The sequence below is a fragment of the Paenibacillus sp. 481 genome, from assembly GCF_021223605.1.
Taxonomy (GTDB): domain Bacteria; phylum Bacillota; class Bacilli; order Paenibacillales; family Paenibacillaceae; genus Paenibacillus_B.
Map to the genome: position 1 here is coordinate 2421383 of NZ_CP075175.1, position 24820 is coordinate 2446202.

Below are 24820 nucleotides of genomic sequence, written 5' to 3' on the forward strand. Positions count from 1 at the left end.
TTGTTAAGTCAAAGAAACGTTTGTGAATAGAACGTTCAATAATTTTGAATCAAGGGGTAGGATGTACCATGGAATTACGTCAACTGAAAACCTTTTATATACTTGCTTCGACGCTCAATTTTACACGCGCTGCAGAAGTGCAAAATTATGTTCCCTCCACGGTTACGATGCAGATGAAGGCATTGGAGGAAGAACTGGGTGTGAAGTTAGTAGACAGATTGGATAAAAAAGTGGCTCTTACGGATGCGGGAAGAGGCTTTCTTAGCTATGTAGAAAATATATTGTCGTTGCTCGAAGAAGCAGAGCATGCCGTCAAGCAATCGGGAGAGGTGACGGGCACGGTAGTCATAAGTGCCGATGAAACGTTATGTACATACCGGCTACCGGCCGTATTGCGCAGTTTTGGCTTGCGCTATCCTGGGGTTCGGCTGATTTTCCGACCGCTAGCTAATCCGAATCTCAAACATAGCTTGCGTGAAGGGGATGCGGACATTATTTTTATGCTCGATGAGGACAAGGGCGAGACAGGTTTTTGCGGAGAAAAAATGTTGGATGAGCCCTTTTATTTATTAGTATCACCCGAACATCCTTTGGCTGCACAACCTGCGTTAGCTATTGAAGATTTTCATGGCGAGACCTTTTTGTTGACGGAGAAGGGATGCTCCTATCGCACGTTTTTTGAGCGGAGCCTTTCACAGAAGGGAATGGGCGGAGTTAATGAATTGGAATTTCACAGCGCTGAAGCTATTAAACAATGTGCGAAGATAGGGATGGGTATCGCCATACTGCCTGAAATGGCTGTGGCAGCAGAAGTGAGTCGGGGAGAATTGGTTCCGCTGCCGTGGGATTTGACCACTACAACGTTTGCAACTCAAATGTTTTGGCATGAAGACAAGTGGATCTCGCCTGCGATTGAGGCCTTTTTGAACTTGACCCGAGATACATTTTTGAAAAATAGTATCTTAGAAAATGAAGACCACTGAATTACATTTTATAGGTATTAGGCGTGTCTAAATGGCTAAATGGGGATACCCTATTATCGCCTTACTTATGATACGCTGAACTGTATCACAAATAAGGCGAAATATTGAGATGGGAACTTGCCATTTTCTTGTGAGGGAGATGGCGAGTAATGAATTGTCTCGAAAATATTTAAGCCCTCTATGTTACCCAAGGGATATTCGATTCACATAGCTTAAAATGGGAATTGTCGTTCTTCTACTTGAATAGAAACCCATTTCGTTTCCGTGAATTCATCGATCACCCAAGGGTTACCGAAACGGCCCATACCCGAGCCTTTTACACCACCAAAAGGTGTGTTTTCAATCGCATTGACGGTTTGGTCATTTACGTGAGTCATACCAAACTCCAAATCAGCTGCTAGTTGCTCGCCTTTTGCTAAATCCGATGTAAAGATGGAAGAACTCAAACCATACTCGGTATGGTTGGCGATTTCAATCGCCTCTTCATCCGATGCGGCTTTAATGATTACGACAATCGGTGAAAAGAATTCGGTTTGAGCTAATTGACTATCAGGTGAAATATTGCCGAATATTGTAGGTGTTAAAATATTGCCTTCACGTGTACCATCAAGCAATACTTCTATATCATTAGCTTTCGCATCAGCGATGAATCCTTGTGCTTTTTCAATTTGGCGTGTGTTAATCATCGGGCCGATTACGACAGACGGGTCTAGTGGATCGCCAATTGGTAATTGTTTGGCACGTTCAACAAACTTACCAGCGAACTCATCATAAATATCTTGATGAAGCACAATACGGTTAATCATCATACAAATTTGACCTTGGTGAAGGTATTTACCGAAGATTGCAGCATTAATGGCCGCATCAATATTTGCATCTTTGAGTACGACAAATGGCGCGTTGCCACCAAGCTCCAAGGCCACAGGTTTTAACAGACCACCAGCTACTTGGCCAATATGACGGCCAACGGGCGTAGAGCCTGTAAAACTAATAAATTTGGAATAAGGATGTACGATCATCGTATCACCGATTTCCGGAATTTCTGTTAAAATGACATTGAAAACGCCAGCTGGAATGCCTGCTTCTTCAAAGGCTTTTGCCATAATGGTACCACCCGTTAATGCAGTTTGAATATCACCTTTGTGCACAACTGCATTTCCTAATGCCAATGCAGGGACAATCGTACGCATCGATAAAAATAACGGGAAGTTAAATGGCGAAATCGAAGAAATAACACCGAGCGGCTTACGATACACCTTATTTATTTTGCCAGGCATCGTCATGGGCACTTCACGACCACCTAAAGAGTCAACATAAGTTAACGCCTCTGCTAAACAAGCAATCGTTAACTCAAGCTCTACTTTTGCTTTAATATAAGTCGAGCCAGCCTCTACAGCTAATACGTTAATAATTTCTTCTTCATGATCTTTAAAATATTGAAGCGCTTTCATCAATACTTCTGTACGAAGCTCCGTATTTGCCGCCCACGTGTTGTATGAAGCATTCGCTGCTTCATATGCCTCTTCAAGCTGCGCTTTCGTAGCGATTGGAAACGTTGCGAGATCAGCATCATTATACGGATTTGTTAATGTATAGCTTGAACCTTTTCCGCTTACCCACTCACCATTAATATAGCTTCGCGTTAATTGCTCAAAGTTCATCGTTCAGTCCCCCTTGCATTATGCTTGGTATGTTTGATCTAAAATTAAAATAGGTTTAATCGCAGAACCACTTTTTGAATCCTCAAATGCTTGATTAATTTGCTCGAATTCATAAAATTTAACCATTTTATCAACCGGGAATTGGCCATTTTTAAAGAATCGTACAAGCTTTGGAATGATTAATTGAGGAACGGCATCGCCTTCAATCACACCTTTTAATGTTAATGCGTTTGCTACTATATCGTTAAATACGTTAAATGTTAAATCACGCTTACCAACGGCTACCGTTGCAGCTACACCCTTAACCCGTAAGCAGCGTAGAGCAGATAGTGTGACTTCCGGTATCCCCGTTGTTTCTAGTGAATAATCGGCGCCTTTACCGATAATTTCTTTAATTTTCGTTAGTACATCTTCATGCTTACTATTAATTGTATGTGTAGCTCCTAATTCTCTCGCTAATTCAAGGCGGCTATCATGGATATCTACCGCGATAATGGGGTGACAACCTGCAATTTTAGCAGCCATCATCCCACTCAGACCAACTGCGCCTGTTCCGAATACAACGAAGCTTGAACCTGGTTCTGGAGCAAGTGAGTTAAATACCGTACCACTACCCGTCATAACCCCGCAGCCAAATGGGCCTAGGTAGCGTAAATCTACGTCTTTATCTACTTTTACAATATTGTTCTCGCCTACTGTTGCATACGTTGCAAATGAAGATTGTCCAAAAAATTGTGAAACATCTTGGCCGTCTTCTGTATGAAGTGGTGTTGCACCGTGATTATTTTTACCTGCGAAGTTTAACGGAATCATACTTTCGCAGCCGCCAGCATTACCTTCTAAACAGTTGTCACAGTGACCACAATAGGAAAACCCTAGAACGACATGGTCGCCTGGTTTGACTGTAGTGATGTTACTGCCTACTTGTTGGACTATACCTGAGCCTTCATGGCCTAAAACGGCAGGGTAAGGTACAGGTAATGTATGATCTAACACGGTTGCATCCGTATGACAGATTCCTGTTGCAATGATTTTAACAAGAACTTCATCTGCTTTTGGTTCATCCAATACAAGAGTTTGTTTGTTAAAATGGTTTTCGCTATTTGTTACCATAGCTTGTATTTTCATGATGATCGCCCCTTAAATTGTATGATGCAGATCCTGCTGTAAAAATAAAATTTGTGGGTCAATTATGTTATATTATCTTTGACTTATTGCTTCAATCATTAAAAATTGTTTTTTGTATGGGTTTTCAACACTTTTTGCAGAATGTCTTTTAGAGGGTGGAGAAATGGAAAGAAAAGAGGATCGTCGTGTAGAGCGAACAAAGGATATATTACGAAAGACGTTTAAAGAACTTGTTCTAGAACGAGGCTATTCACGCGTCCGTGTAAAAGATATTGTTGAGGCAGCCAATTATAATCGGACTACATTTTATGTCCATTTTCTTGGGAAAGAAGAGCTTGCGAAGGACATTATTGAACTTGAAATGAAAAGTTTTGTTCATCAATTTTGTAAACCATTGCGCGACAATCCGGTGCTTGACTTGCGCCAAATGAGCCCGTCAGGAACGGATGTCTTTCATTATATTAAAGAGAATCGGAGCTATTATGATTTACTTGTCTGCGATGACCTAGTACCTGATATAAATCAAATATTGCTGCGGGAAATTCAAGAAATTTTCCAGCATCGGATGTCCTTTGTAGGCGATCAAGCCTCTGAAATGAATGCACAGTACTTTATCCACTATCGATCATACGGTATTTATGGATTTATTTTAGAGTGGATTCGTAATGGCTATGATGCCACGCCTTCTGAGATGGCGCGACGCATTATTAATTTGCTGCATTATCATTCGCCAATTATGACGCAAATTAGCAGTGATCTCCGATAGAACCGTTTATGCTGAACAATGCAATGATTAAGATAGTACATGGAATGAATAACAGGGAAGGGGATGGTTCTTATTCAAAAACGGATATTAATTGTGGACGATGATCCTTCCATCGTTAAAATTACAAAATTGTATTTAACTAAAAACGGATATGAAGTTGATGAAGCTTACGATGGTCAATCCGCATTGGAGAAAATTAAGGCTGGAAGTTTCGAGATGATTGTACTCGATCTGATGCTGCCCAAAGTGGATGGTTGGATGGTGTGCAGGCAACTAAGATCGGATCGTATTCTAACGCCAATTATTATGTTAACCGCACGCGGTGAAGTTCATGAGAGGATTGAAGGTCTTCGCATGGGAGCGGATGATTATCTTGTCAAACCTTTCGATCCCAATGAACTGCTTGCACGGATTGATTCCGTGCTAAGAAGGACAGAGCTAAATCGAACGGACGTTGCCTCCATTCAGGACAATGAACTGAAAATGGGGAATCTATCTTTGCAGATGGATTCCTTTGCGGTGTCGATACATTCAGATCCTGTGAGCCTTACCCGACGTGAGTTTGATTTGCTTGCATTTTTGATCAAGCGACCAGGTAAAGTGTTTTCCCGAGAAGAATTAATTTCTCAGATCTGGGGTTGGGATTTTGATGGTGAGGATCGGGTAGTAGATTTATATATCCAGCGTATTCGGCGCAAATTAGGAACGGGAGACGGCTGGAAACTAACTACAGTATGGGGAGTAGGGTATAAGTTCGAGGTGGCCTCTTCATGTTAAACTCTATTTTTCGAAAATGGCTTGTTGCTTCGATTGCTATCACTGTAGCCATTCTTCTTATCCTTACCATTACGATTAGTTGGCTGGTGCAGCAGCAATTCTACCGGCAAGGGTTAAATCAATTAAACGATCGATCTATAACCGTGGAAAGAGCTTATAAACAGTTCTCTCAGGGGAAACTTACATATGTCGAATTTCGACAGGAATTGAAAAGGGTTGAACAAGAACACCATATTAAGATTAGTATTTTCGGAAAAAAAGTAAAGTACTCCAAAAAGGACCTGTATGAAATAGGAGTTCGTCCTGATATTGAGAGCTGGGTAAACGCTGTTAGCGAAGGGCATCGAATTGAGGAGATAGCGAAGTTCCGAAAGCAAGATGACTCGAAGACGCTCATTATCGGATTTCCATTAATGAAAAATAAACAAGTGGCCGCCTCCGCATTCGTATACTTGCCCATAGAGGATGTTAAACAATTAGCGGCACCCATACGCAAAAGTGTATGGCTGGTTTCACTTGCGGGCGCAGGACCATTGATTCTTCTTCTATGGTTTGCTGCGCGTAAATTCGTTAGACCGATTAGGAAGATGGACAAAGCTGCATCATCAATTGCCAACGGTGACTTTACAAGCCGTGTCGAGATTAAAGGTAACGACGAGATCGCGCGACTTGGTTCCTCGTTCAATCTCATGGCAGAGCGAATTGAGCGTATAGAGGAACAAAGAGGACGGCTAATTATGGAGGTGGCACATGAACTAAGGACTCCGCTAACTAGTATTCGGGGTACTCTTCAGGCACTTTCAGATGGGATTCTTACTACCAAGGAGCAGCAGGAATTTATTGCTCTATCTTTGGAAGAGACGCTGCGTCTTGGACAGTTGATTAATAATATTCATGAACTGTCAGCCTTCGAGGAGCACCAGATCAAGTTCGAGTTCAAGACTGTGGACTTAACCGAACTCGTCGATCAGACGGTGCTACAATTCAAGCACAAGGCCGGAATGAAACTCCAAGTGGATATGGAGAAGGAAAAGCATATTTCATTGGAAGCAGACCCTGTACGTATTAGGCAGCTCTTAATTAATCTAATTGGGAATGCGCTTGATCATAACCCAGAGGGAACTTCGGTCATTGTCCGTCTTTATGGTAACCAACAAAAGGTGAAAGTAATTGTTCAAGACAACGGAAGGGGCATTGCACCGGAACACCTACCGCATCTGTTCGAAAGACTGTACAAAGCAGAATCCAGTCGTTCCTTCAGAGGCTCCGGGCTCGGACTTACGATTTCTCGGTTTATTGTACATGCACACGGTGGAACGATTCTGGTGGTGTCGGAACTCGGAAAAGGTACGGAAATTCATGTAGAACTTCCTCTTGTCCGCACATGACAAACTTTTGATACATTTTCCTAATACAATTGAGCGGTAAGAACAATTCGTATGCAGGAGGGAAAATGACATGTTCAAAAAGAAGATGGTAGTTACGGTATTAGGGTTGGCTCTCTCGGTTGGTGCTGCACAATCGGCATTTGCAGCAAGTACGGATGTGATGAGCCCCCCATCTAATAAACAGGAAAAGCATTCCGAATGGAAAGCGCAGACGGCATCGCTCAAAAGTGAATTGGAGTCCTTGAGGACTGAGCAAAAAGCTTTATCCAGCCAGGTGAAGGCGCTGCATGCAGCTAATAAGTCTGCACGAAAAGCGCTCTCTAAGGAAGAGGCAGCGGTGCTGAAGGAGACGCTTAAAGGTTTGGGGCAACAAATTCAATCTCAGCGTGATTCAATCCAATCTCTTCGTACACAGAAGCAAGCACTTTGGGTTCAAGTAAAAGCGGCTAAACAAGCCGGCACTACAGCGGCGGGAGTGACAAACCTAGAGCAAATCATATCGCTGAAGGAGCAAATCATTCAAGCGAAGCAGCAAATTTTAGTTCTAAATCAAAGTTTGCAAACGGCGTTGAACGCAACGAACATCTAAAATGAACAGGAGTCCGGGACGAATCCGGACTCCTTTTTCTTACCATGTAACCTCGGTTAGATCATTTATTTTTGTATCCATCCCCTACAGGGCAGGTGCCGTTACCAAGGTCAGCTGTCCCGACATAGGAATAAGCAGATAAGTAGAGCGTATTTCATGAACGAGGACGGTGAACATTCGATGGCACAGAACCGGGAGAAGACAGGTACAAAATTAACCGGCAGGATCGTGTTGCCTGGCAATCCGACATACAATACGGCTAGGCTGGAATTCAACAGGCGCTTCTCCAAGTTTCCGCGGGTAATTGTGTTTTGCGGACGTACGCAGGATGTGATTAACGCGGTCAAATGGGCCCGCGAGCGGGGCGTGCGGCTGCGTGCACGCAGCGGTAGACATAGCTATGAAGGCTTTTCAACTATAAATGGCGGAATTATTATCGATGTGAGTGAAATGAATAAGGTTACGGTGAATCGTAAAAAGCTGGTGGCTCATGTACAGACGGGAAATCCGCTGGCCCGCGTATACAGGAAGCTGTGGAACAAGCGCGTGGCGCTTCCTGCTGGGACCGCGCCTGACGTGGGCGTCGCCGGACTTACCCTAGGCGGCGGAATTGGCTTGTTCTCGCGCAAATTTGGACTAACCTGCGATAATTTGAAAGAAGTGAAGATGGTCGTAGCTTCAGGACGGCATGGGGCGAAGACGATCGTAGCCAACAAAAAGAAGCATTCCGACCTACTCTGGGCATCGCAGGGCGGAGGCGGTGGGAACTTTGGCATTGCTACTAAGTATACGTTTAGGGTGCGGCCTATTTCTAAGGTCGCCATCTACAGTATTACGTGGAAGTTCCGCGATTTGGAGAAGGTGCTCCCAGCTTGGCAGCGCTGGTCACCTTCGGTTACTAATCGCTTGACTTCGACGATAGAAGTGGCTGCCAAGCAGGTAGGAACTATTGTGTCTACTGGGCAGTTGCTGGGTAGTGCAACAGAGCTGCGGCGATTAATTAGACCTTTGCTGCAAGCAGGAAGTCCGGTGAAGGTCATGGTGCGGACAGTACCTTTTATCGAAGCAACCAAGTTTTTTGCCGAAGCGGATTTGAATTTGGAGCCGAAGTTTAAAATTACGGGCGCTTACGGATATAAGCCGCTGCCTCGCGAAGGAGTGCGGATCATACGCAATTTCCTCTCTCGAGCGCCTAACAAGCACGCTAGCGTATGGTCTCAAAGCTTGGGAGGCGCAGGCAGCGCGGTAAGTCGGGTATCCCCGACCGCAACGGCTTATCCGCATCGGAAGGCAGAGACGATATATGAGCTGTCGGCGCGTTGGAGGGACGATTGTGAGCAGCAGCGGAATATCCGATGGGTGAAAAGGTTCCGCAGGGCGCTGCGCCCTTTTGTCATTGGGGATTATGTGAATTTTCCCGATTTGCAGATCAAGAATTGGCCGAAGGCGTATTATGGTGTGAATTTTGCTAGATTGAAGCAGGTGAAACGAAAGTATGATCCGCACAATGTGTTTCGATTTGCTCAGAGCATTCCCGTAGGGAAGCGGGTGAGTAAACGTTTCGCTTCAAAGTGAGCTGAGTTAGCTCGTTAGAAGCTGTGTCGGGTCGTACTGTTCTTAGTGAGGAAGGGGGGGGACGCTGAAATGCTGAAACGCTCCCCTTCTCTTCTTGGACACACGGCTCTATTTTCAGATTAGAAGGAAGATAAGTAGATTGCATCAGGAGGCTCACTTGAAATGGAGGCAAACCATACATATAGAACAAGTTAATTATTAGACATTCTTGGCGTATCAAGAGATGCTCTGAGATATTATGAGGAACAAGGGATTGTGAATCCTAGACATAATGAAGTCAATCATTATCGGCAGTACGATTATTATGATATTTACACCTTGATGGTGGCAGATTTTTATAAAAAGAGAAATTTATCAATTAAGGAAGTTCATAAATTACAGGCAGGTAGCGAAATTGAGGATCTGGAAGCGTTATTAGCGCATAAAGCGATGCAATTAGAAAATACGATCCGGTTGCAGCAGCATATGCTTTGCAAAATTAACGAAACTAAGCAGTTTTGTGCGGAAATACACAAGCATGTACATCAATATTCCATCAGGCCCTTTCCAACTTATGAAGTGATGGGGGAAATTTCTGATTTTAATGCTTTTCGCGAGTATCCTGCTGCAAATGTTTATTTTGATAGGAACTCTGTTCGTCGTACAGGTCGTATGGCATGTGCCCGTGTTCGAACAAATAGCTGCTTCTTGGACGACACTACTTATTTTGTTCGGATACAATCTAATTTTGGGACCGCTTGGCGAAGAGCTGGGGTGGAGTGGATTTGTCTTAAATGAATTACAAAAAAGGTTCAGTCCGATAAAAGCGGCATTGATCGTTGGTGTAACTTGGGAATGCTGGCACGCATCGTTATGGCTGATGTCTGGTTATATGGGCATGGATTTGTTGCTGTATATCGTATGTTTCATGGTCTCCATTATCGTTGTATCTATTATGATAACGGTATTTTATAATTTGAATCATAATCTCGTTATTCCTATTTTGATTCATCAGCTGTTCAATTATTTGCTGGCGATTCAGCTGGGGGATCGGCTACCTATTTTATTAGTTAGGTCTGTATTGTATTTGATAGTGGCGGTAGGCTTGGTTCTAGTAAATGATAAGAAGTGTTTGTATAAGTAGGAGGGTATATTTCGTCGTTGATAAGGGAGGAAAAGCGTGGATTCCAATTTTGATATTTATCGTGTACTTGATAAATTAGCACAAGATCGTCCAGTTCTTCATTCAGAAGCAGATTTTCAATTCGCATTAGCATGGAAAATTCGATTATTATACCCAGATGCAGCGGTTAGACTAGAGTATAATCCTCATGTGTTTGAAAGTAAGAAATATATTGATATTTGGATTCATTTTCCTAATGGGCGAAATGTTGCGATTGAACTTAAATATAAAACAAAGAAGACAGAACTCGTTCATCTAGGTGAAAGGTATGAGTTGGAACGCCATGGTGCACCGGCTAATAATCGTTTTCTAATCATTCGAGATATAGAGCGTCTCGAGCGTGTAGTGAAATATATGGCGAATACGTCAGGGTATGCTATTGCTGTAACTAATGATAATGAGTATTGGCAAGAATGGAAAAGGCCCAAAGACACGAAGGATAAGGCATTTCGGATTCATGAAGGTGCGGCTGTGAGTGGTCTGCTTAAGTGGAAAGAAGACACAGCAAAGAGTACTATCCAGTCTCTGGGGGAGTCTTTGTACCTTGATGGTGAATATACAATGGTATGGCGTGACTATTCCAAGGGTACAGGTACTACATTCAAATTTCTCGTAAATCAGGTTATTTAATTCGTTATGTGAGTACGAATCGCACTTTCGATGCTAATGGTTGCCACACATTTGAAATCTAACGGTTATAGCAGCGCTTATTTGATTGAAAATGGCTTGTATACCGTGCCCAATCATCAAATAAGCGCGCTGGCATCCGTTAGAAATTGAAACCTTGCAAATTTGCCGATATAGCCTCTGTGGTAACCGTTACAGGTTCAGTTGCAAGGCCAAGTCGCTCTTCCTTTTTACCAGATCGAGACTCGATCCTCTGGCGCCACATACATGCCGTCACCTGGCTTAATACCATACGCCTCATAAAATTGCGGGAAGTTCACAATCGTGCGATTTACCCGAACCTTGCTGGCCGGATGAGAGGCTGCCTTGCTGAGCATCGCCGCAAACGGTTTGGTTGCTGTCGTCTTCTCGGTTGCGGCATAGCTTGCAAAAAACGCTTTGTAATCTGGATTATCCAACTCGGACACCACTTCAAGAGCCGCAGCCATACCGCCCAAATCCGCTATATTTTCGCTTAGCGTATTTTTACCGTTACTCACCACACCAGGTATAATTTCGATTCCATCATAAAATATAATCAATTTCTTGCATTTCTCTTCGAACTTCTTCAAATCTTCTTCCGTCCACCAGTTAGTCGCATTGCCCTGCTCGTCATATGCTGCTCCACTGTTATCAAACGCATGGCTAATCTCATGACCGATCAACGTGCCGATTGCTCCAAGATTTTGTTCCAGCTTGGCGTTGACATCATAGAAAGGCGCTTGAAGAATACCGGCTGGGATTGTGATGTCGTTATTTTGCTGGCTATAAAGAGCATTTACAGTGTCGACGCTAGTTGTCCACTTCTTCTTGTCGACTGGTTTGCCTAGACTAGCTTTCTTCTCATCCATGTAAGCGGTGGTAGCGGCATAGGAGTTAAAGAACAGCGAACCGCCTTCTTTATATGTCTTGATTGCCACTCGGTCAAGCGTCGTATCCCATTTATCCGGATACCCGACCTTAACATGGATCGCTTTCAGCTTCTTGATGGCGTTAGCTTTGGTCGCTTCGGACATCCAAGCAAGCGCTTGGATTCTTTTCTCATACGCAGCTATTGTTGTCTGTACCATTTGCTCCACGTCTTTTTTGGCTTGCGCGGAAAAATGCTTCTCGGCGAACATTTGCTCCAAGTATGGACTCATCGCCGATCTCGTAGCGCTTATGGCAAGTTCCTTATCTGTTTTTTTGCCAGAAATACCGTATATGGCTGCGAAAAAGTGGTTCGCAACATCTCTAACCTCATCCGACAACAGCAGGCCCGTCTCTGCAAGCAACTGTGTCTTGGCATAAGCTTTCAGTACATCTAGATTAACTTCGGTCATGAGCTCCGCGCCTTTTTGCGCGAGCTTCGTATCGATGACGATGATTTTATCGGCATGGCCGACCTCCATGGACTTCAAGGCCTGCGTCATATCGACTTCTTTATACAGCTCATCAAATTGTGCAATCGTATACGGGTTGTAAATTTTGTTGACATCGCCCTGCTCGTAGCGCTCAAGCGACACGGCTGCCAAACTCTTTTCCAGCTCGTACACTTTTTCAGCGCGAGCTTGGGCTGCGGACTCTTTTTCGCCCGTCAACACGAGATACTTGGCGACTTGCTCCACGTATGCGTTCTTCGCTGTTGCGTCGTCTGCTGCATAGCTGTCTTTATCTAGACCTATTTTTAATCCAGTAAAATAAATAGCATTTTGATTGCTGTTTTTGAAATCGCCCATAATCTCAAAGCGGAACAGCGTGCTCCGACCGATGTTTTTCTCGATCGTGAGGTCGGCTTGAACAAGCTCCGTGAGCGTTTTTGCCCCGTCAATTGCAGCTATATATTTTCGAATAGGCTCGATCCCTTGCTTGTTCCGTTGTTCGGCATCCAGCGCCGCTGCATAAAAATCGGCGAGCTTACGCTCTTTTGTACCTGCTGCGAACGGTTTCCCAGCCAGACCCTCGATCATGGCCGTAATTTTATCGGTATTAAGCCTGTGCAGCTCGAAAATACTACCGTTCATCATTTCTCCGGGGGGAATCGTCGATTGATCCAACCACTTTTTATTCATTGTTGTATAAAAATCATCGTTTAAATGGGAGCCTTGCAACGTCCATACTCTGGCGATCAGCGTGTGGAACTCAGTGAGTGTAATAGGATCGTTGACGCCTAAGGTGCCGTCAGGCTTGCCTGTTAGCAGGCCTGCTTGTGCAAGGTTACCGATAGCTTTCTGTGCCCAAGCGGGTACATCGGTGAACTTAACGTCAAATGTGCCGACACGAAGATCGTTTCCGGTAGGCTTCGGCAGCTCGCCGAATGCTCTGCTCAACATGACTAAAGCTTCGATCTTTTTAGCAGGCTCATGCTCTCTTAATTTCCCATCTTGATAGCCTTGAATAATGGCTTCTTTCTTTACGTCGGGTGGATAAGCGTCAGCAGCCGTAGACAAGGTGTTCACGATTTGGCCTCTTGTGGCTAGCGACGGCGCATCATTTGCATACACGGGCACACCGGCTGATAGGATCATAACTGTGGCCATGAGTAAGGATAAGAACTTTTTTTTCATCGTCGGGCTCCTTCAAGGTGTATTTTGTGTATAAAAAAATAAATGGATAGACCTTCTTCCATTTATATCCTAACATTACATTATAGCTGACGAAGTCTGTTTTGAAAATACTGTAAATCCACTTGGGGTTCGAACAAATAATAGTCGATTTTATGGTAGAAGTGTAAATATGAAAGGTTCAACGGGAGAATGAATGCTGAGGCGTACGTACAGCGTGGAAGGTGTAATTATGAGTATTTTAATTCGTGGGAGCTGTTGCGCTGTGATACACGTACCTTGTTAAAATGTAATCATGTAACTGCTAATATGCTTATGATAAGGAACAAAAACATCCTAGGAGTGTGGCATAAGTTATGGAACCATATAAGCTTCTCTCTGATCTCCTACTACGAATAGAAGAAAATGTGCACGGTACTAGTGAAACAGAATATGTAGCTGATTTTCCTATTTCTCTCGTTCATTTGCGCCGAATTTTTAAGTTCGCATTCGGTGTGCCGTTGCAAAGCTATATCCGCTCGCGCAAGCTGGCCGTCAGCTTGGAGACTTTAATGCTAACCGATAAGAGGATCCTCGACATTGCAATCGAATGCGGTTATGAACATGAGCAAGCTTACATACGAGCGTTTAAACGAGAATACGGGCTTACGCCTGGCGAATGCAGACATTCTGGTAGAAACATTCACGTAACACCTCCTCTTCATCTGTTTCCAGAGAACAATATTTGCGGAAATTTGCTGTACGGACCGGATATGGTCATGATTCCCTCTTTTCATTTAATCGGGCAAACGTATCAAATTGAGATCGCTGAATCAGTGACAAAAGCACCCGAAGCTGCCAAGCAGTTCTGGTGGAACAAGCGGCATGAAGTACCTAACCCAGTAGAACCCAATATCTATTACGGTCTAACAAGATCACCTGATCCATCGCTTAGTTGGACGTACTATCTGCCGTCCATGCGCGTTAAGAATCTAAACCATATTCCTGAAGGCTTTACAGGCGACACTGTCCCTGCCTCCTTGTGCGTCGGTCTTCGTTATATTGGGAACCACCATTATGAGGAGATTGACGAACTACGCGCAGAGGCGCTGTATAGTGCCATCAATAGGCTTGCAGAGGAGCACAAAGGGAGATATGAGCTTTTGGATAGCGAATTATTTTTCGAAAAAATTGATACGGATGCATATGATGGACAATATTGTGAAATGGAATGGTTTGCACCGATCAGAGTGCTATAACTTAAAAATGATCAAAAAAGTTCATTGAGCGCACCTCTTATTGTGGTACGTTCTAATTGTGCAGTAACAACAATAATGGAATGGCGAAATGGAGGAAATGGTTATAAATTATAACGAGGTTATTTCAATTGGTGATTCTCATTTACTACCATTAGTATCAGAGTTGTTCGAACTAAAAGGCTATGAAATTAGGCTGATTCCGGCGCATGACGGAGGGCGAAATGTCGTCTACACGTGTGAGAAAGAGGGGGATGACGCTAAAATACTTAGAATCTCTTTCTTACCTGACAGGAGCCGAGAAGATTTTTTGGGAGAAGTCGAGTATATCAGGTATTTATTTGAACATGGGGGAAGCGTCTCGGATGTAGTCAGCTCCAAACAAGGAAATCTGCTCGAAGAGGTTACCCATAACGATCACACCTTTTTTATATGCCTGTTTAAAAAGGCTAAGGGAAAAATGCTAGTAGAAAATCATTATCGGTACCGGGAAGGGGCACCCATTACCGAATACTATTATAATTGCGGAAAAGAGCTCGGGAAATTGCACCAAATCTCGAAAAGATATAATCCTGTCCATCGTAGGCATCATTTTTTTGACAAATACAATGTTGAATATATCGATGCACTAATACCTGACTCGTTATCTCTGCTGAAGAAGAAGTTAACGGAACTTCTTAATACCTTAGCAGAATTGGAACAGAATCAGGAGTCTTTCGGTATGATCCATTTTGATTTTAATGATGGGAATTATTCAATAGATTTTGATAACGGACAAATAACTGTATATGATTTCGATAACTCATGTTTCGGTTGGTATATGTATGACCTCGCAGATCTCTGGACACACGGAGTAGGCTGGATCCAATTTGAGCAAGATGCCGCTAAACGCCAAGCGTTTATGGATCATTATTTTTCAACAGTTCTCGCGGGATATCGATCGGAGACCACGCTTGAAGATTCGATGTTGGATAAATTGCCTTTATTTATTCAAGTAACGCTCATGGAAAATATAATAGATAGTTTCGAGGTCATGCGAAATGATGGTGAAGAGCCTGAGTGTGATGAGGGACTGTCGTATCTCATAAAGTGTTTGGAAGACGATATCCCGTATAAGGGGTTTTTCGATGAAATTTACTCTTATGAAGAACCGTTTGAGTATGAGGAACGAAATATTTAGCCTTTGTGCTGCGGCTTTTTAAGAGGAGTTGTTAGTTGGAAATTGCGTTTTCCAAGATGCACGCAAAGCCCCTGTGAGTATGACCTCGCAAGGGCTTTTTTCATGCGATTATAGGCAAACATAACCGCAGTTGCCTTAGATTTAAGCCTTAGGTTTCCTTGCACATAGTCAGGCCACCCCAGAGTCGTCTTAACGTTGAATTTTGACCACTTAGAACAAAAGGGTTTCTAAATGTAAAGCCACCGATTAGATTTATGTATGAAAAATACATGATACGAAAGGTGGTCCATATGAAATTAGGAATTATAATATTGGTTGGCATAATCCTCTTAGTTGCAATTGGATATGGTGTATTAGCCTTTTTGAATAGGCCGATATCTAAAGAAGTAGTTAATGAAAAAATTAAAAATCGCATAGCAAAAATAGTGAAAAAAAATGATTCGTTATCTAGCGTGTTATTAACCATTTACTCTGGCCAGACAGGCTACTTTGAACAATTTGCAGTAGGCACTAAAAATCAATCTTCGGCGCAACCCGTTCAAACGGATAGCCAATATCATGCAGCCAGCATCGGCAAAACCATGTGTGCGGCTGTCTACGGGATGTTAGTTGACGAGGGTAAAATCAACTATGACGATAACATCAATTCTTGGCTAGATGCTGACATCCTGAAGGGATTATTTGTGGTAGACGGCATCGATTACAGCGCGCAGGTAACAGTAAGACACTTGCTGAGTCATACATCAGGAGTTGGAGATTATTTTGAAGGTCCGGTTAACACCGGGAAACCTATATTGGAAAGGATATGTTCTAATCCTGATCTTTCATTTACGCCAGAAGAGTTGATTGCGTTTACTAGAGAAAACCAGAATTCTGTTGGACAGCCCGGACAACAATTTTATTATTCGGATACGGGATATATTTTGCTTGGACTTATTGTGGAGGCGATTGAGGGAAAATCGTATTCAAATATTTTAGAGGAAAAAATTTTTGAGCCCTTGGGCATACATAATAGTTATTTAATGTTTTATCATGATAAACCAGCTGATATTGTTGGGTTTTATATAAATGGCGTTGACTACAGTGAGAGAAATGCATTATCGATTGATTGGGCAGGTGGCGGTGTTGTTACTACTATGGATGATCTGTTAGCGTTCATGAGGGCTTTAGAGAACGGGGATTTATTGTCCGAGAAAGTGTATAAACAGATGACTGACTTTAATCATCGCTATCAAAAGGGCATTTATTACGGCATGGGTATGATGTATTTTGACTTTAGCGAGTTGTCATTTCTGTTGGGCTCAATGACAGATGTTTATGGTGCTGTTGGAGCTACAGGAACTTATATATTAGTCGATAAAGAAAAGGACACTATTTTTATTGTTAATTTTGGATCACTTGATTTTAGGGAAAAAGGCATTGAGGAATTGGTAAAAATAAGAATGATTTATGATAGGATGATAGTTGGATAAATACTTCTGTTACATGAGGAGACATGATGGTTCAATTATTGTGTTCAAATAAGGTTTATGAAAAATTGAAACAAGAATTATCCAAATACCAAATTGAAATTATGCAAGACAGCGATTTGGTGCTAGTTGAAAATGGATATGATATACCCAGTGGTAAGCTTATTGTTGTATTCGATGCTATTGACTATATGGATGTGGTTAAGCTTTTGGTCTCCGGCGTTCGGGAACACATACATGTTATGAATACTCTGACAGGCTTCAGTGAAAATAAATTTGCAGTTATTGAACCAAGGGATGTTCTATATGTAGAAGCAGGCTCTGATGGAATTATGGCATATACAAAGTCTAATCGTTATAGTATCAAAGAAACTTTGCAATATTATGAGAACGTATGGGTAGCAAAAGGATTTATACGAATCAATAAGTCACAACTCGTTAATTTGCTTCACGTAAAAGAAATTATCCCTTGGTTTAACTCTAGATATGTACTCAGAATGGATAATAACGCTGAACTTGAAGTATCAAAAATGTTCTCAAAAAAGCTTAGGAGCACACTCAAAATATAGGAGAGCAATAATGGAGAAAATAAATTTGGAAAGTATTATAAAGTCATTTTTTATCGGTCTCTTCATAGGTATTCTCCTACAATTTTATGATGATGCAGATGTACTGTTCTCGTACAAAGTTTTAACGGTATTAGCCAGCGGAAGTGTAGGGTTCATTATTGGTTTGATTACAGAATGGCTAACATCAATACTCCCAATTCGTATGGCCAATTCTCGGACGTACTTCTTTATACACAACTTCATTGCATTAATCGTTACTACATTTATTTTGATCTCCTCCATGATGTTCACAAGCAGCGAAATGGAAGGCCAAGTGGAATTCACCCCGATATTATTGATAGCGCTGGGCATTATATGTATAGCCAATTTATTTGATTATATGATGTATCGACGCGCTCAACATAAATTGAAATCATTTAAGGCGTTGATTAAAGATAAATAAGATCATTTAGATTAGAGAGGTAATAGTGGGAAATACGGAAAAGTTTGAAACGATAACGAATAGATATGACACTTCTGAAAGCAAATAAATTGCAAAGGTATCCTCTGATGCCATTCGTGTTATCAAGATTGTTTGATGTTTTAAATGATGGAGGACTGAAGATGTCTATTTTATAATGTCATCGAGTTGCAGATGACAATCCAATATCGGATAAAAGGAGATACTTGAAGCTTAGCGGAGTAATAATATAGAAAATATAAGATTATATAAAATGAATCCGATTTCATCACCAGATAATGCTAAATAAGAGGGTATGTTCTTCATATTTGAATTTTACATATTGGCTTGTGAGATCGTACAATTCATTCAACAGCACGGGCATGAATTATTGTTCCAAAACGCTGAATTCCCTGAACAGGGAAACGGGGGAACCAACCGAAGCCATCCTCCTAGGATGGTTTCACGGGGTGAATCCCTAGCTTGTTTAAGCAAGCTGGGGTAGGGCGTCTCTCAAGCCCGAATCCGACAGCTAACCTCGTAAGCGCAAAGAGAGAGAATCACGATCGTGTTCTTCAGCTTGATCGTTCAGCGGAAGAAGTCCGAGAGTAAGAATTCTCTGCTCAAAGGGCTTCTTTTTGTTTGCCTAAAAAGCTTATGAGCGTAATAAATAGCATTGAAGGAGGAATCGATCGTGCAGAAAGTAAGTACCCCTTTACCGGAAAAAAGCGTAGAACATGATTTGGCTAAATGTAAAATCGATCATATCGAAACCTATCTTTATGACACCAAAAGGATTGAAAGTGGAGTTATTGGAATCATTGATAAAAGCATGTGCGGATTAATGGTAATTTCTAGCCGAAACATGTCAGGCTTTGCAGAATACTTTATTCCAATTGAGAATCGTCATTTTGATCTCGTTCAATGGGCAAAAGTATTTATGAAATTAAAGGGTGTTTCCATCCCGGTGGCCTTGGATATTGTAGAAGAGAAAGATAAATTGGGGGGCCCAATTAGAACGAATCTTGCTAAGGCCTCTTTAATGGATTTGGCATCCAAGCTGCGCAACCCGGCCATGCAACGGGAAGGCAATACCCATATATCTTGGTTGGATCGGGCTGTTTTGTTCGACTATTCGCAAGCTTACTTCTCGTGCTAACCAGTCCATGTGGAAGAAGCCCTGCTCACATAAGAAGATGAGAGCAGGACCAGTTTCTTTACATTCTACCTACAAATTCTTAGCTATATGAGGCTTACTGTAATGGCTCGTTCCGCCGCCGCCAACTAGCACTTGCCCACCTTTGTTGAAAATGAGCAGCTTGCTCGAACCGTTAGTTAGCAAGACGGTTACCTTTGCACGGTTGGCTGTTGCAATATAGATCACGTATCCGCTTCTTGACACAGTAGTTCGCCAGTTCTGGTCGAACTCTGATCTGGCCACACGGTTGGAATAGACTTGGTTTTCGACTTTGCCGGCTGCTGTTTTTTTGAGCATGCAGAATATCACCTCCCGTCAGTCTCATCGTATGCATGCCCTGCAGATTGGAATAGACAATGATCAGGACTTGGCGGACCTATTTTTCTTACAGTGGTTCTCAAACCGACTATGATTGCAGCAAGCACAGCATGCCCGAAGCCGTGCATCCTAAAGGATTCAATTGATAGTGTTGAAGAAACGTGCCAAATCGTACTGTTTCTTGCGAGGAAGAGAGACACCCAGAGATACCATTAGGAACAAGGGATGGTTATAACCTGATTCTAGGCCTCTTGGAGAAGATCTGGGGTGGAGTGGATTTGTATGGAACGAATTGCAAATAAGATTCAGTCCTTTAAAATTTGCGATTATAGCTGACCCCATTTTTGCAGCTTAAAATAGGGGAATAGCAACGGCCCAATCTAGTGGAAATAAAGACAACCGAGTGCTCCAAGTACTCGGTTGTCTGGTCATTTATTTATGTTTATATACCAATTTCCTCATCCATATTTCCAATGGTCCAACCATATTCCTTTTTTCCAATATTGTGGCTAACACAACAGAGAGGCCCCAAATCCCCACTGCAATCATTGCAGCAATGCTGTTTCCTACCTGTCCTCCTAAATTAAGCGCTACTGGTGATAAGAAAAGGACAAGCAATGTCTCATTGAACACAAAGAAGGTTAAGGAACGTTTTCCTAAAGCCATTAAAGAAAAAGTAAAGCGTCCGGGATCTTTTATTTTTGTCCCAATGATGCCAAATAACGTAGCATAAGCTAATCCTCCAGCCATTCCAGTCATAATGTGTAAACTGTTTACCAATCCAACTGTATAATAACTAGGATTCCATACGTTTCCGATTAAAGATAAAGGAATGGCCCCTAATAAAGAGACAATTAATCCTGTAATGGTGATGAGATAAATACTTTTTACATGCTGGTCTGGTTTGGATAATAGCTGATATCTGGCCATCCACATGCCGAGCAGAACGGGAGGGATAATTGGGGCCATAACATGAATGAAAATAGGGACTACGGGAAAAGTAATCAACTTTTTAAAAGTCGTGCTAAGGTAGGTGTCTGTTGCTGACAGCTGTGGAATGAAACTATAGCTGCCAACGCTTTGCATGGTGAAGCCCCATAATTGGGGGGTGAAAATGACATACAACAAAGTAATCAACACAAAAGTTCGAATCAGTGTTTTATGGTTACGTAGTAACACCCAACTGACTAGCAGCCCGGCGAAACCGTAAGCCATAAGAATATCTTGGCCCCCAATGATGACGAGTAACACGATCCCAAATACAATCAAGTACCACGAACGGCGCCGTATCTTCTTTAGTGCGTCTTTCGCGCTTGTTCCTTTAGAGAGTTGGCTGTTAAATGCCAGAACTAAACCATAGCCGAATAAGACGGCAAACATCGCTCTTGCCCTATTATCAATAAGGAACTGGCCAAAAAAGTTTACAGCCTGATCATACCACGTAATTCCTTCAACCCTATGCATGATGCCAGGTTCAGAGCCGTATAAGTAGAGCGGGGCATGTGCGAGTGCAATTAGCAGCAACATCGTACCTCTTGCTAGATCCAATGAAACTGCGCGTTTTTTTATTTCGGTTGTGCTATTGCTTAATGGAACGGGCATGATAATCTTCTCCCTTTGGTTTAGCAAATACGTCTGGTCGTTCAAATCTTTACGTAATTGCTTAGTTTATTTTGATCTTATTCCACAGGGTAGTGCATCTTACATAAAAAGTGGGGTTGAGAACGATTTCGATGTGTGGGGTCACAGGTGAAGGTCATTTCAAATACTTAGTGACTGAATTTGGTCGTTTGTTAAAAAAACTGATTGATCGATCAATTTTATTTTAATGATCGTTTGACGATTTGTCAATGAAGCAAGGGGGCGGGATATGAGGAATTAGAGAAAAAAATAAAAAAGCCACTCCATGCTTAGGAGTGGCCTTGCTTTTATTTGAGGATGCAAGTTCTATGATCTATAGGAACGACCTAAACGCCCTCAATCTGCTCTTCTTTTTACCAGATCGACACTCGATCCTCCGGTGCTACATACATGCCATCCTCAGGCTTAATTCCATACGTTTCATAAAATTGCGGGAAGTTCACAATTGTGCGGTTTACGCGAACTTTATTGGCTGAGTGTGTATCACTTGTGCTTAGAAGCACTGCAAAATCTTTGGTCGTTGTGGATCTCCACATTTTTGCATTGCTTTCGAAAAACGCTTTATAATCCGGATTGCTCATTTCGGACACAACTTGCAATGCAGCAGCCATTCCACCTAAATCAGCGACATTCTCGCTGAGTGTAAGCTGACCGTCGTTTAACACACCGGGAACACTCTCAATTCCATCATAGAACTCAATCAGTTCTTGGTTTTTCCCTTTGAACTTCTTAAAGTCTTCTTCCGTCCACCAATTATTCGCATTTCCTTTTTCGTCGTATGCCGCTCCGTTGTTATCAAATGCATGGCTGATCTCATGGCCAATGATCATGCCGATTGCTCCAAGGTTAGCTTCAGGTTTAGCCTTAATGTCATAGAAAGGCGCTTGAAGAATACCAGCAGGGAACGTAATTTCATTATTCAACGGATTGTAGAATGCATTTACGGTGTAAACGCTCGTTATCCATTGCGATCTATCCACTGGCTTACCAAGTTTAGCTTTCATGCTATTGATGTATGCAGTCGTTACTGCGAAGGTATTAGAGAACAGCGAACCACCTTCGTCATAAGTCTTGATCGTTACTTTGTCTAATGTCGTATCCCATTTATCTGGATATCCGATCTTAACGACCATCGTATCCAGCTTTTTAATGGCCTTAGCTTTGGTTGCGTCTGACATCCAATCCAGCGATTTGATTCTTTTTTCATACGTCGCAATTAACTTATTAACCATTTGCTCAACATCTTTTTTAGCTTCTGGTGAAAAATGTTTCTCAGCAAACATTTGCTCCAAGTATCCACTCATCGTCGTTTGTGTGATGGCTGCTGCAATTTCCTGATCTGTTTTTTCCCCTGAAACACCGTATAGGGTAGCGGAGAATTCATTTGCAGCGTCTCTGAATTCATCCGACAACAAACCGCTTGTTGCTGAAAGTAACTGTACTTTGGAGTAAGCTTTCAGCACTTCAAGATTAGCTTCAGTCATGAACTCCGCGCCTTTTTGTGCCAGCTTCACATCGAATACGATTACTTTATCGGCACTGTCGACTTTCATCGATTTCAAGGCTTGTTTCATATCTACTTCTTTATGCATATCATCGAATTGTTCGATCGTATACGGATTATAGTACTTATTGACGTCACCTTGTTCATGAGGCTCAAGCGACACGGCAGCTAAGCTTTTTTCCATTTCATAAACCTTCTCAGCACGGGCCTTTGCAGCAGACTCTTCCTCGCCGGATAGCACAAGAATTTTGGTCAAATGCTGAATATAGGCTTTTTTCGTTTTCACGTCTTCCGTTACTAAGCTATTTTTATCTAGACCAGTAGATAATCCTGTGTAATACAAAGCATTTTTACTGCTGTCCTTTGCATCACCCATAATTGTAAAGTGGAATAACGTGCTTAGACCTAATTCTTTTTCCATGACAAGGTCGGCTTGCACGAGATCGTCAAACGTTTTAGCGCCATCAATGGTCTTTACGTATTTTTGAATGGGCTCGATGCCTTGTTTATTTCTATTTTCGGTATCCAACGCCGTCTTATAGAAGTCGGCAAGTTTCTGTTCTTTTGTTCCATTAGCGAACTGATTGCCTGACAGCCCATCTATCATTTTTGCTATGTGATCGTTATTTTGTTTTTGCAGCTCGGAGAATCCACCACCCATGATTTCACCTGCTGGAATCGTTGATTTATTTAACCACTGTTTATTGATGGCTTCATAAAAATCGTCATTTACATGGGAACCTTTAAGCGTCCACACTCTGGCGATAATAGTTTGGAACTCAGCGAGTGTAATGTTGTCGTTTACGCCTAATGTGCCGTCAGGCTTGCCTGTCAGTACGCCTGCTCTTGCCAGTTTATCGATATCTTTCTTAGCCCAAGCTGGCACATCGGTGAACTCGACACCAAATGTCCCACTGCGCAAATCATTTCCGACAGGCTCAGGCAATTCGCCGAATGCTCTGCTCAGCATGACTAAAGCTTCGATTTTTTTAGCCGGTTCATTCTCTCTTAAATCTCCGTTTCCATTACCTTTAATAACGGCTTCTTTACCCATACCTGATTGGTAAGCGTCAGCCGCAGACAACAAGCTATTGACGATTTCTCCTCTTGTCGCTGTAGGCGGCGCTTCATTAGCATACACGGGTAAGCTAGCTGAAAGGACCATAATAGTGGCGGTTAGTAAGGATAAAAATTTCTTTTTCATCATCGGGCTCCTCCAAGGTGTATTTGTATGTATAAAAATAGATAAATGAATAGAAGACCTACCATTTATATCCTTTCATTATAGCTGATTCCCCTCATTTTGAAAATGATGTAAGGACTCGCTCGAATTCAAGGAAGGTTAACGCATCGCCAAATAATTAAACGGCACGAGTGCCTTTGATATACAGCATCAGAGAAAAGCTACGCAAGATGCTATCAACAAGGGGTATTGGAGCTAAGTCACGAATAGGATACATGTCCCAAAAATGATTTGAACCAGCTTTACGCTAACGGACAGAATATGTAAATTGGAAATAAGTAAATTTGAGGGGGAATAAGAATGTACGATATTAGCATACAAGAAATCACTAAAGTAAATTGGGAAGAAGCTGTTAAATTGTCCGTACATGAGAATCAAAAATCTTTCGTTCCTAATATGGTTGAGTCGCTTGCGTATGCATTTATAAAACCATGGGATGAAGCATTAGACCCTTACGTTTTAGTTGAGAACAACAAAATTATTGGTGCTTTTTACATCAGTTATACACCGGACAGTGAGGATAATTACTGGATTGGCGGATTTCAGATTGCTAAAGAGTATCAGGGTCAAGGGTATGGTAAACAGTCTTTAAACCAAATTATTGATTTTATTGAAAAGAAACATCCTGAATGCAAAATAGTGTCTTTAACCGTAGAAGTAGAAAATGTGAATGCTATACGCCTATATGAGAGTGTTGGATTTGTAAACCAACATAGAAAAAATAGTGATCAGCAGGCGATATACAAATTAATCGTTGGTTAATTTACATACTATTTTTGTTGAATG

The 24820-nt window shown here is 42.1% G+C and carries 21 protein-coding genes, 1 pseudogene and 1 riboswitch; of the genes and pseudogenes, 16 read left to right on the top strand and 6 right to left on the bottom strand.

What is annotated here, in order from left to right; all coding sequences use genetic code 11:
- Window positions 1-68: 68 nt before the first annotated feature.
- Entirely contained in the window at window positions 69-983 is a 915-nt protein-coding gene (locus KIK04_RS10555; protein ID WP_232278189.1) for a LysR family transcriptional regulator, read from the top strand.
- Window positions 984-1195: 212 nt separating this feature from the next.
- Here the strand turns inward: KIK04_RS10555 and KIK04_RS10560 are convergent, their stop codons facing one another.
- Window positions 1196-2644 carry an aldehyde dehydrogenase family protein gene (locus KIK04_RS10560; RefSeq protein WP_232278190.1) on the bottom strand — a complete coding sequence of 483 codons (1449 nt, stop codon included), beginning with the start codon at window positions 2642-2644 and terminating at the stop codon, window positions 1196-1198.
- Window positions 2645-2662: 18 nt separating this feature from the next.
- Window positions 2663-3772: an NAD(P)-dependent alcohol dehydrogenase gene (locus KIK04_RS10565; protein WP_232278191.1), complete on the bottom strand. Its 1110-nt coding sequence runs from the start codon at window positions 3770-3772 to the stop codon at window positions 2663-2665.
- Between the two features lie 163 nt (window positions 3773-3935).
- Between KIK04_RS10565 and KIK04_RS10570 the strand changes: the two genes are divergently transcribed.
- The 8 genes and pseudogenes from KIK04_RS10570 (at window position 3936) to KIK04_RS10600 (ending at window position 10659) form a co-directional block, all read left to right on the top strand.
- The gene (locus KIK04_RS10570) at window positions 3936-4538 is read left to right on the top strand and encodes a TetR/AcrR family transcriptional regulator (RefSeq protein ID WP_232278192.1); all 603 of its coding nucleotides are present in this window, start codon (window positions 3936-3938) and stop codon (window positions 4536-4538) included.
- Window positions 4539-4601: 63 nt separating this feature from the next.
- Complete coding sequence (locus tag KIK04_RS10575; RefSeq protein ID WP_232278193.1) at window positions 4602-5315, top strand: response regulator transcription factor; 714 nt, start codon at window positions 4602-4604, stop codon at window positions 5313-5315.
- Window positions 5309-6703 carry a sensor histidine kinase gene (locus tag KIK04_RS10580; RefSeq protein WP_232278194.1) on the top strand — a complete coding sequence of 465 codons (1395 nt, stop codon included), beginning with the start codon at window positions 5309-5311 and terminating at the stop codon, window positions 6701-6703. The genes KIK04_RS10575 and KIK04_RS10580 overlap by 7 nt, the downstream gene beginning before the upstream one ends.
- 70 nt (window positions 6704-6773) lie before the next feature.
- Window positions 6774-7292 carry a hypothetical protein gene (locus KIK04_RS10585; RefSeq protein ID WP_232278195.1) on the top strand — a complete coding sequence of 173 codons (519 nt, stop codon included), beginning with the start codon at window positions 6774-6776 and terminating at the stop codon, window positions 7290-7292.
- A 180-nt stretch (window positions 7293-7472) separates the two neighbouring features.
- Window positions 7473-8867 carry an FAD-binding oxidoreductase gene (locus KIK04_RS10590; RefSeq protein ID WP_232278196.1) on the top strand — a complete coding sequence of 465 codons (1395 nt, stop codon included), beginning with the start codon at window positions 7473-7475 and terminating at the stop codon, window positions 8865-8867.
- A 204-nt stretch (window positions 8868-9071) separates the two neighbouring features.
- Window positions 9072-9236 (top strand): annotated as a pseudogene (locus tag KIK04_RS24425) (MerR family transcriptional regulator); the annotation flags it as partial.
- Between the two features lie 214 nt (window positions 9237-9450).
- Window positions 9451-9990: a CPBP family intramembrane glutamic endopeptidase gene (locus tag KIK04_RS10595; protein WP_232278197.1), complete on the top strand. Its 540-nt coding sequence runs from the start codon at window positions 9451-9453 to the stop codon at window positions 9988-9990.
- Window positions 9991-10026: 36 nt separating this feature from the next.
- Complete coding sequence (locus KIK04_RS10600) at window positions 10027-10659, top strand: hypothetical protein (protein ID WP_232278198.1); 633 nt, start codon at window positions 10027-10029, stop codon at window positions 10657-10659.
- A 227-nt stretch (window positions 10660-10886) separates the two neighbouring features.
- On the opposite strand, the gene KIK04_RS10605 is transcribed toward KIK04_RS10600, so the two are convergent.
- Window positions 10887-13241 (bottom strand): M13-type metalloendopeptidase, encoded by a 2355-nt coding sequence (locus tag KIK04_RS10605; protein WP_232278199.1) that lies wholly within the window; start codon window positions 13239-13241, stop codon window positions 10887-10889.
- Between the two features lie 353 nt (window positions 13242-13594).
- Between KIK04_RS10605 and KIK04_RS10610 the strand changes: the two genes are divergently transcribed.
- From KIK04_RS10610 to KIK04_RS10635, 6 genes are all read left to right on the top strand, one after another.
- Window positions 13595-14476, top strand: coding sequence for a helix-turn-helix domain-containing protein (locus KIK04_RS10610; protein WP_232278200.1), 882 nt, complete (start codon window positions 13595-13597; stop codon window positions 14474-14476).
- Window positions 14477-14564: 88 nt separating this feature from the next.
- On the top strand, window positions 14565-15653 hold the full coding sequence (locus tag KIK04_RS10615; RefSeq protein WP_232278201.1) for a phosphotransferase enzyme family protein: 1089 nt from the start codon (window positions 14565-14567) through the stop codon (window positions 15651-15653).
- A gap of 290 nt (window positions 15654-15943) precedes the next feature.
- On the top strand, window positions 15944-17125 hold the full coding sequence (locus KIK04_RS10620; RefSeq protein WP_232278202.1) for a serine hydrolase domain-containing protein: 1182 nt from the start codon (window positions 15944-15946) through the stop codon (window positions 17123-17125).
- A gap of 23 nt (window positions 17126-17148) precedes the next feature.
- On the top strand, window positions 17149-17691 hold the full coding sequence (locus KIK04_RS10625) for a LytTR family DNA-binding domain-containing protein (RefSeq protein WP_232278203.1): 543 nt from the start codon (window positions 17149-17151) through the stop codon (window positions 17689-17691).
- A gap of 25 nt (window positions 17692-17716) precedes the next feature.
- The gene (locus KIK04_RS10630; protein WP_232278204.1) at window positions 17717-18133 is read left to right on the top strand and encodes a hypothetical protein; all 417 of its coding nucleotides are present in this window, start codon (window positions 17717-17719) and stop codon (window positions 18131-18133) included.
- 389 nt (window positions 18134-18522) lie between these two features.
- A riboswitch (cyclic di-AMP (ydaO/yuaA leader) is annotated at window positions 18523-18693 on the top strand.
- A gap of 131 nt (window positions 18694-18824) precedes the next feature.
- Entirely contained in the window at window positions 18825-19289 is a 465-nt protein-coding gene (locus KIK04_RS10635) for a hypothetical protein (protein ID WP_232278205.1), read from the top strand.
- A 69-nt stretch (window positions 19290-19358) separates the two neighbouring features.
- Here the strand turns inward: KIK04_RS10635 and KIK04_RS10640 are convergent, their stop codons facing one another.
- From KIK04_RS10640 to KIK04_RS10650, 3 genes are all read right to left on the bottom strand, one after another.
- A complete protein-coding gene (locus KIK04_RS10640) occupies window positions 19359-19625 on the bottom strand; it encodes a hypothetical protein (RefSeq protein WP_232278206.1) in 267 nt (88 codons plus the stop codon).
- A gap of 453 nt (window positions 19626-20078) precedes the next feature.
- Window positions 20079-21248 (bottom strand): DUF418 domain-containing protein, encoded by a 1170-nt coding sequence (locus tag KIK04_RS10645; protein ID WP_232278207.1) that lies wholly within the window; start codon window positions 21246-21248, stop codon window positions 20079-20081.
- Window positions 21249-21640: 392 nt separating this feature from the next.
- Window positions 21641-23998 carry a M13-type metalloendopeptidase gene (locus tag KIK04_RS10650; RefSeq protein WP_232278208.1) on the bottom strand — a complete coding sequence of 786 codons (2358 nt, stop codon included), beginning with the start codon at window positions 23996-23998 and terminating at the stop codon, window positions 21641-21643.
- Between the two features lie 336 nt (window positions 23999-24334).
- On the opposite strand from KIK04_RS10650, the gene KIK04_RS10655 reads away from it, so the two are divergent.
- Window positions 24335-24796, top strand: coding sequence for a GNAT family N-acetyltransferase (locus KIK04_RS10655; protein WP_232278209.1), 462 nt, complete (start codon window positions 24335-24337; stop codon window positions 24794-24796).
- Window positions 24797-24820: the final 24 nt, after the last annotated feature.

What these genes read in the sequence shown, in the direction of transcription:
- KIK04_RS10570 (WP_232278192.1), top strand. Translation starts at nt 3,936, where the DNA reads ATGGAAAGAAAAGAGGATCGTCGTGTAGAGCGAACAAAGGATATATTA.
- KIK04_RS10595 (WP_232278197.1), top strand. Translation starts at nt 9,451, where the DNA reads ATGCTTTTCGCGAGTATCCTGCTGCAAATGTTTATTTTGATAGGAACT.
- KIK04_RS10620 (WP_232278202.1), top strand. Translation starts at nt 15,944, where the DNA reads ATGAAATTAGGAATTATAATATTGGTTGGCATAATCCTCTTAGTTGCA.
- KIK04_RS10650 (WP_232278208.1), bottom strand. Translation starts at nt 23,998, where the DNA reads ATGATGAAAAAGAAATTTTTATCCTTACTAACCGCCACTATTATGGTC.
- KIK04_RS10580 (WP_232278194.1), top strand. Translation starts at nt 5,309, where the DNA reads ATGTTAAACTCTATTTTTCGAAAATGGCTTGTTGCTTCGATTGCTATC.
- KIK04_RS10625 (WP_232278203.1), top strand. Translation starts at nt 17,149, where the DNA reads ATGATGGTTCAATTATTGTGTTCAAATAAGGTTTATGAAAAATTGAAA.
- KIK04_RS10565 (WP_232278191.1), bottom strand. Translation starts at nt 3,772, where the DNA reads ATGAAAATACAAGCTATGGTAACAAATAGCGAAAACCATTTTAACAAA.
- KIK04_RS10645 (WP_232278207.1), bottom strand. Translation starts at nt 21,248, where the DNA reads ATGCCCGTTCCATTAAGCAATAGCACAACCGAAATAAAAAAACGCGCA.
- KIK04_RS10555 (WP_232278189.1), top strand. Translation starts at nt 69, where the DNA reads ATGGAATTACGTCAACTGAAAACCTTTTATATACTTGCTTCGACGCTC.
- KIK04_RS10560 (WP_232278190.1), bottom strand. Translation starts at nt 2,644, where the DNA reads ATGAACTTTGAGCAATTAACGCGAAGCTATATTAATGGTGAGTGGGTA.
- KIK04_RS10590 (WP_232278196.1), top strand. Translation starts at nt 7,473, where the DNA reads ATGGCACAGAACCGGGAGAAGACAGGTACAAAATTAACCGGCAGGATC.
- KIK04_RS10640 (WP_232278206.1), bottom strand. Translation starts at nt 19,625, where the DNA reads ATGCTCAAAAAAACAGCAGCCGGCAAAGTCGAAAACCAAGTCTATTCC.
- KIK04_RS10585 (WP_232278195.1), top strand. Translation starts at nt 6,774, where the DNA reads ATGTTCAAAAAGAAGATGGTAGTTACGGTATTAGGGTTGGCTCTCTCG.
- KIK04_RS10615 (WP_232278201.1), top strand. Translation starts at nt 14,565, where the DNA reads ATGGAGGAAATGGTTATAAATTATAACGAGGTTATTTCAATTGGTGAT.
- KIK04_RS10610 (WP_232278200.1), top strand. Translation starts at nt 13,595, where the DNA reads ATGGAACCATATAAGCTTCTCTCTGATCTCCTACTACGAATAGAAGAA.
- KIK04_RS10605 (WP_232278199.1), bottom strand. Translation starts at nt 13,241, where the DNA reads ATGAAAAAAAAGTTCTTATCCTTACTCATGGCCACAGTTATGATCCTA.
- KIK04_RS10655 (WP_232278209.1), top strand. Translation starts at nt 24,335, where the DNA reads ATGTACGATATTAGCATACAAGAAATCACTAAAGTAAATTGGGAAGAA.
- KIK04_RS10575 (WP_232278193.1), top strand. Translation starts at nt 4,602, where the DNA reads ATGGTTCTTATTCAAAAACGGATATTAATTGTGGACGATGATCCTTCC.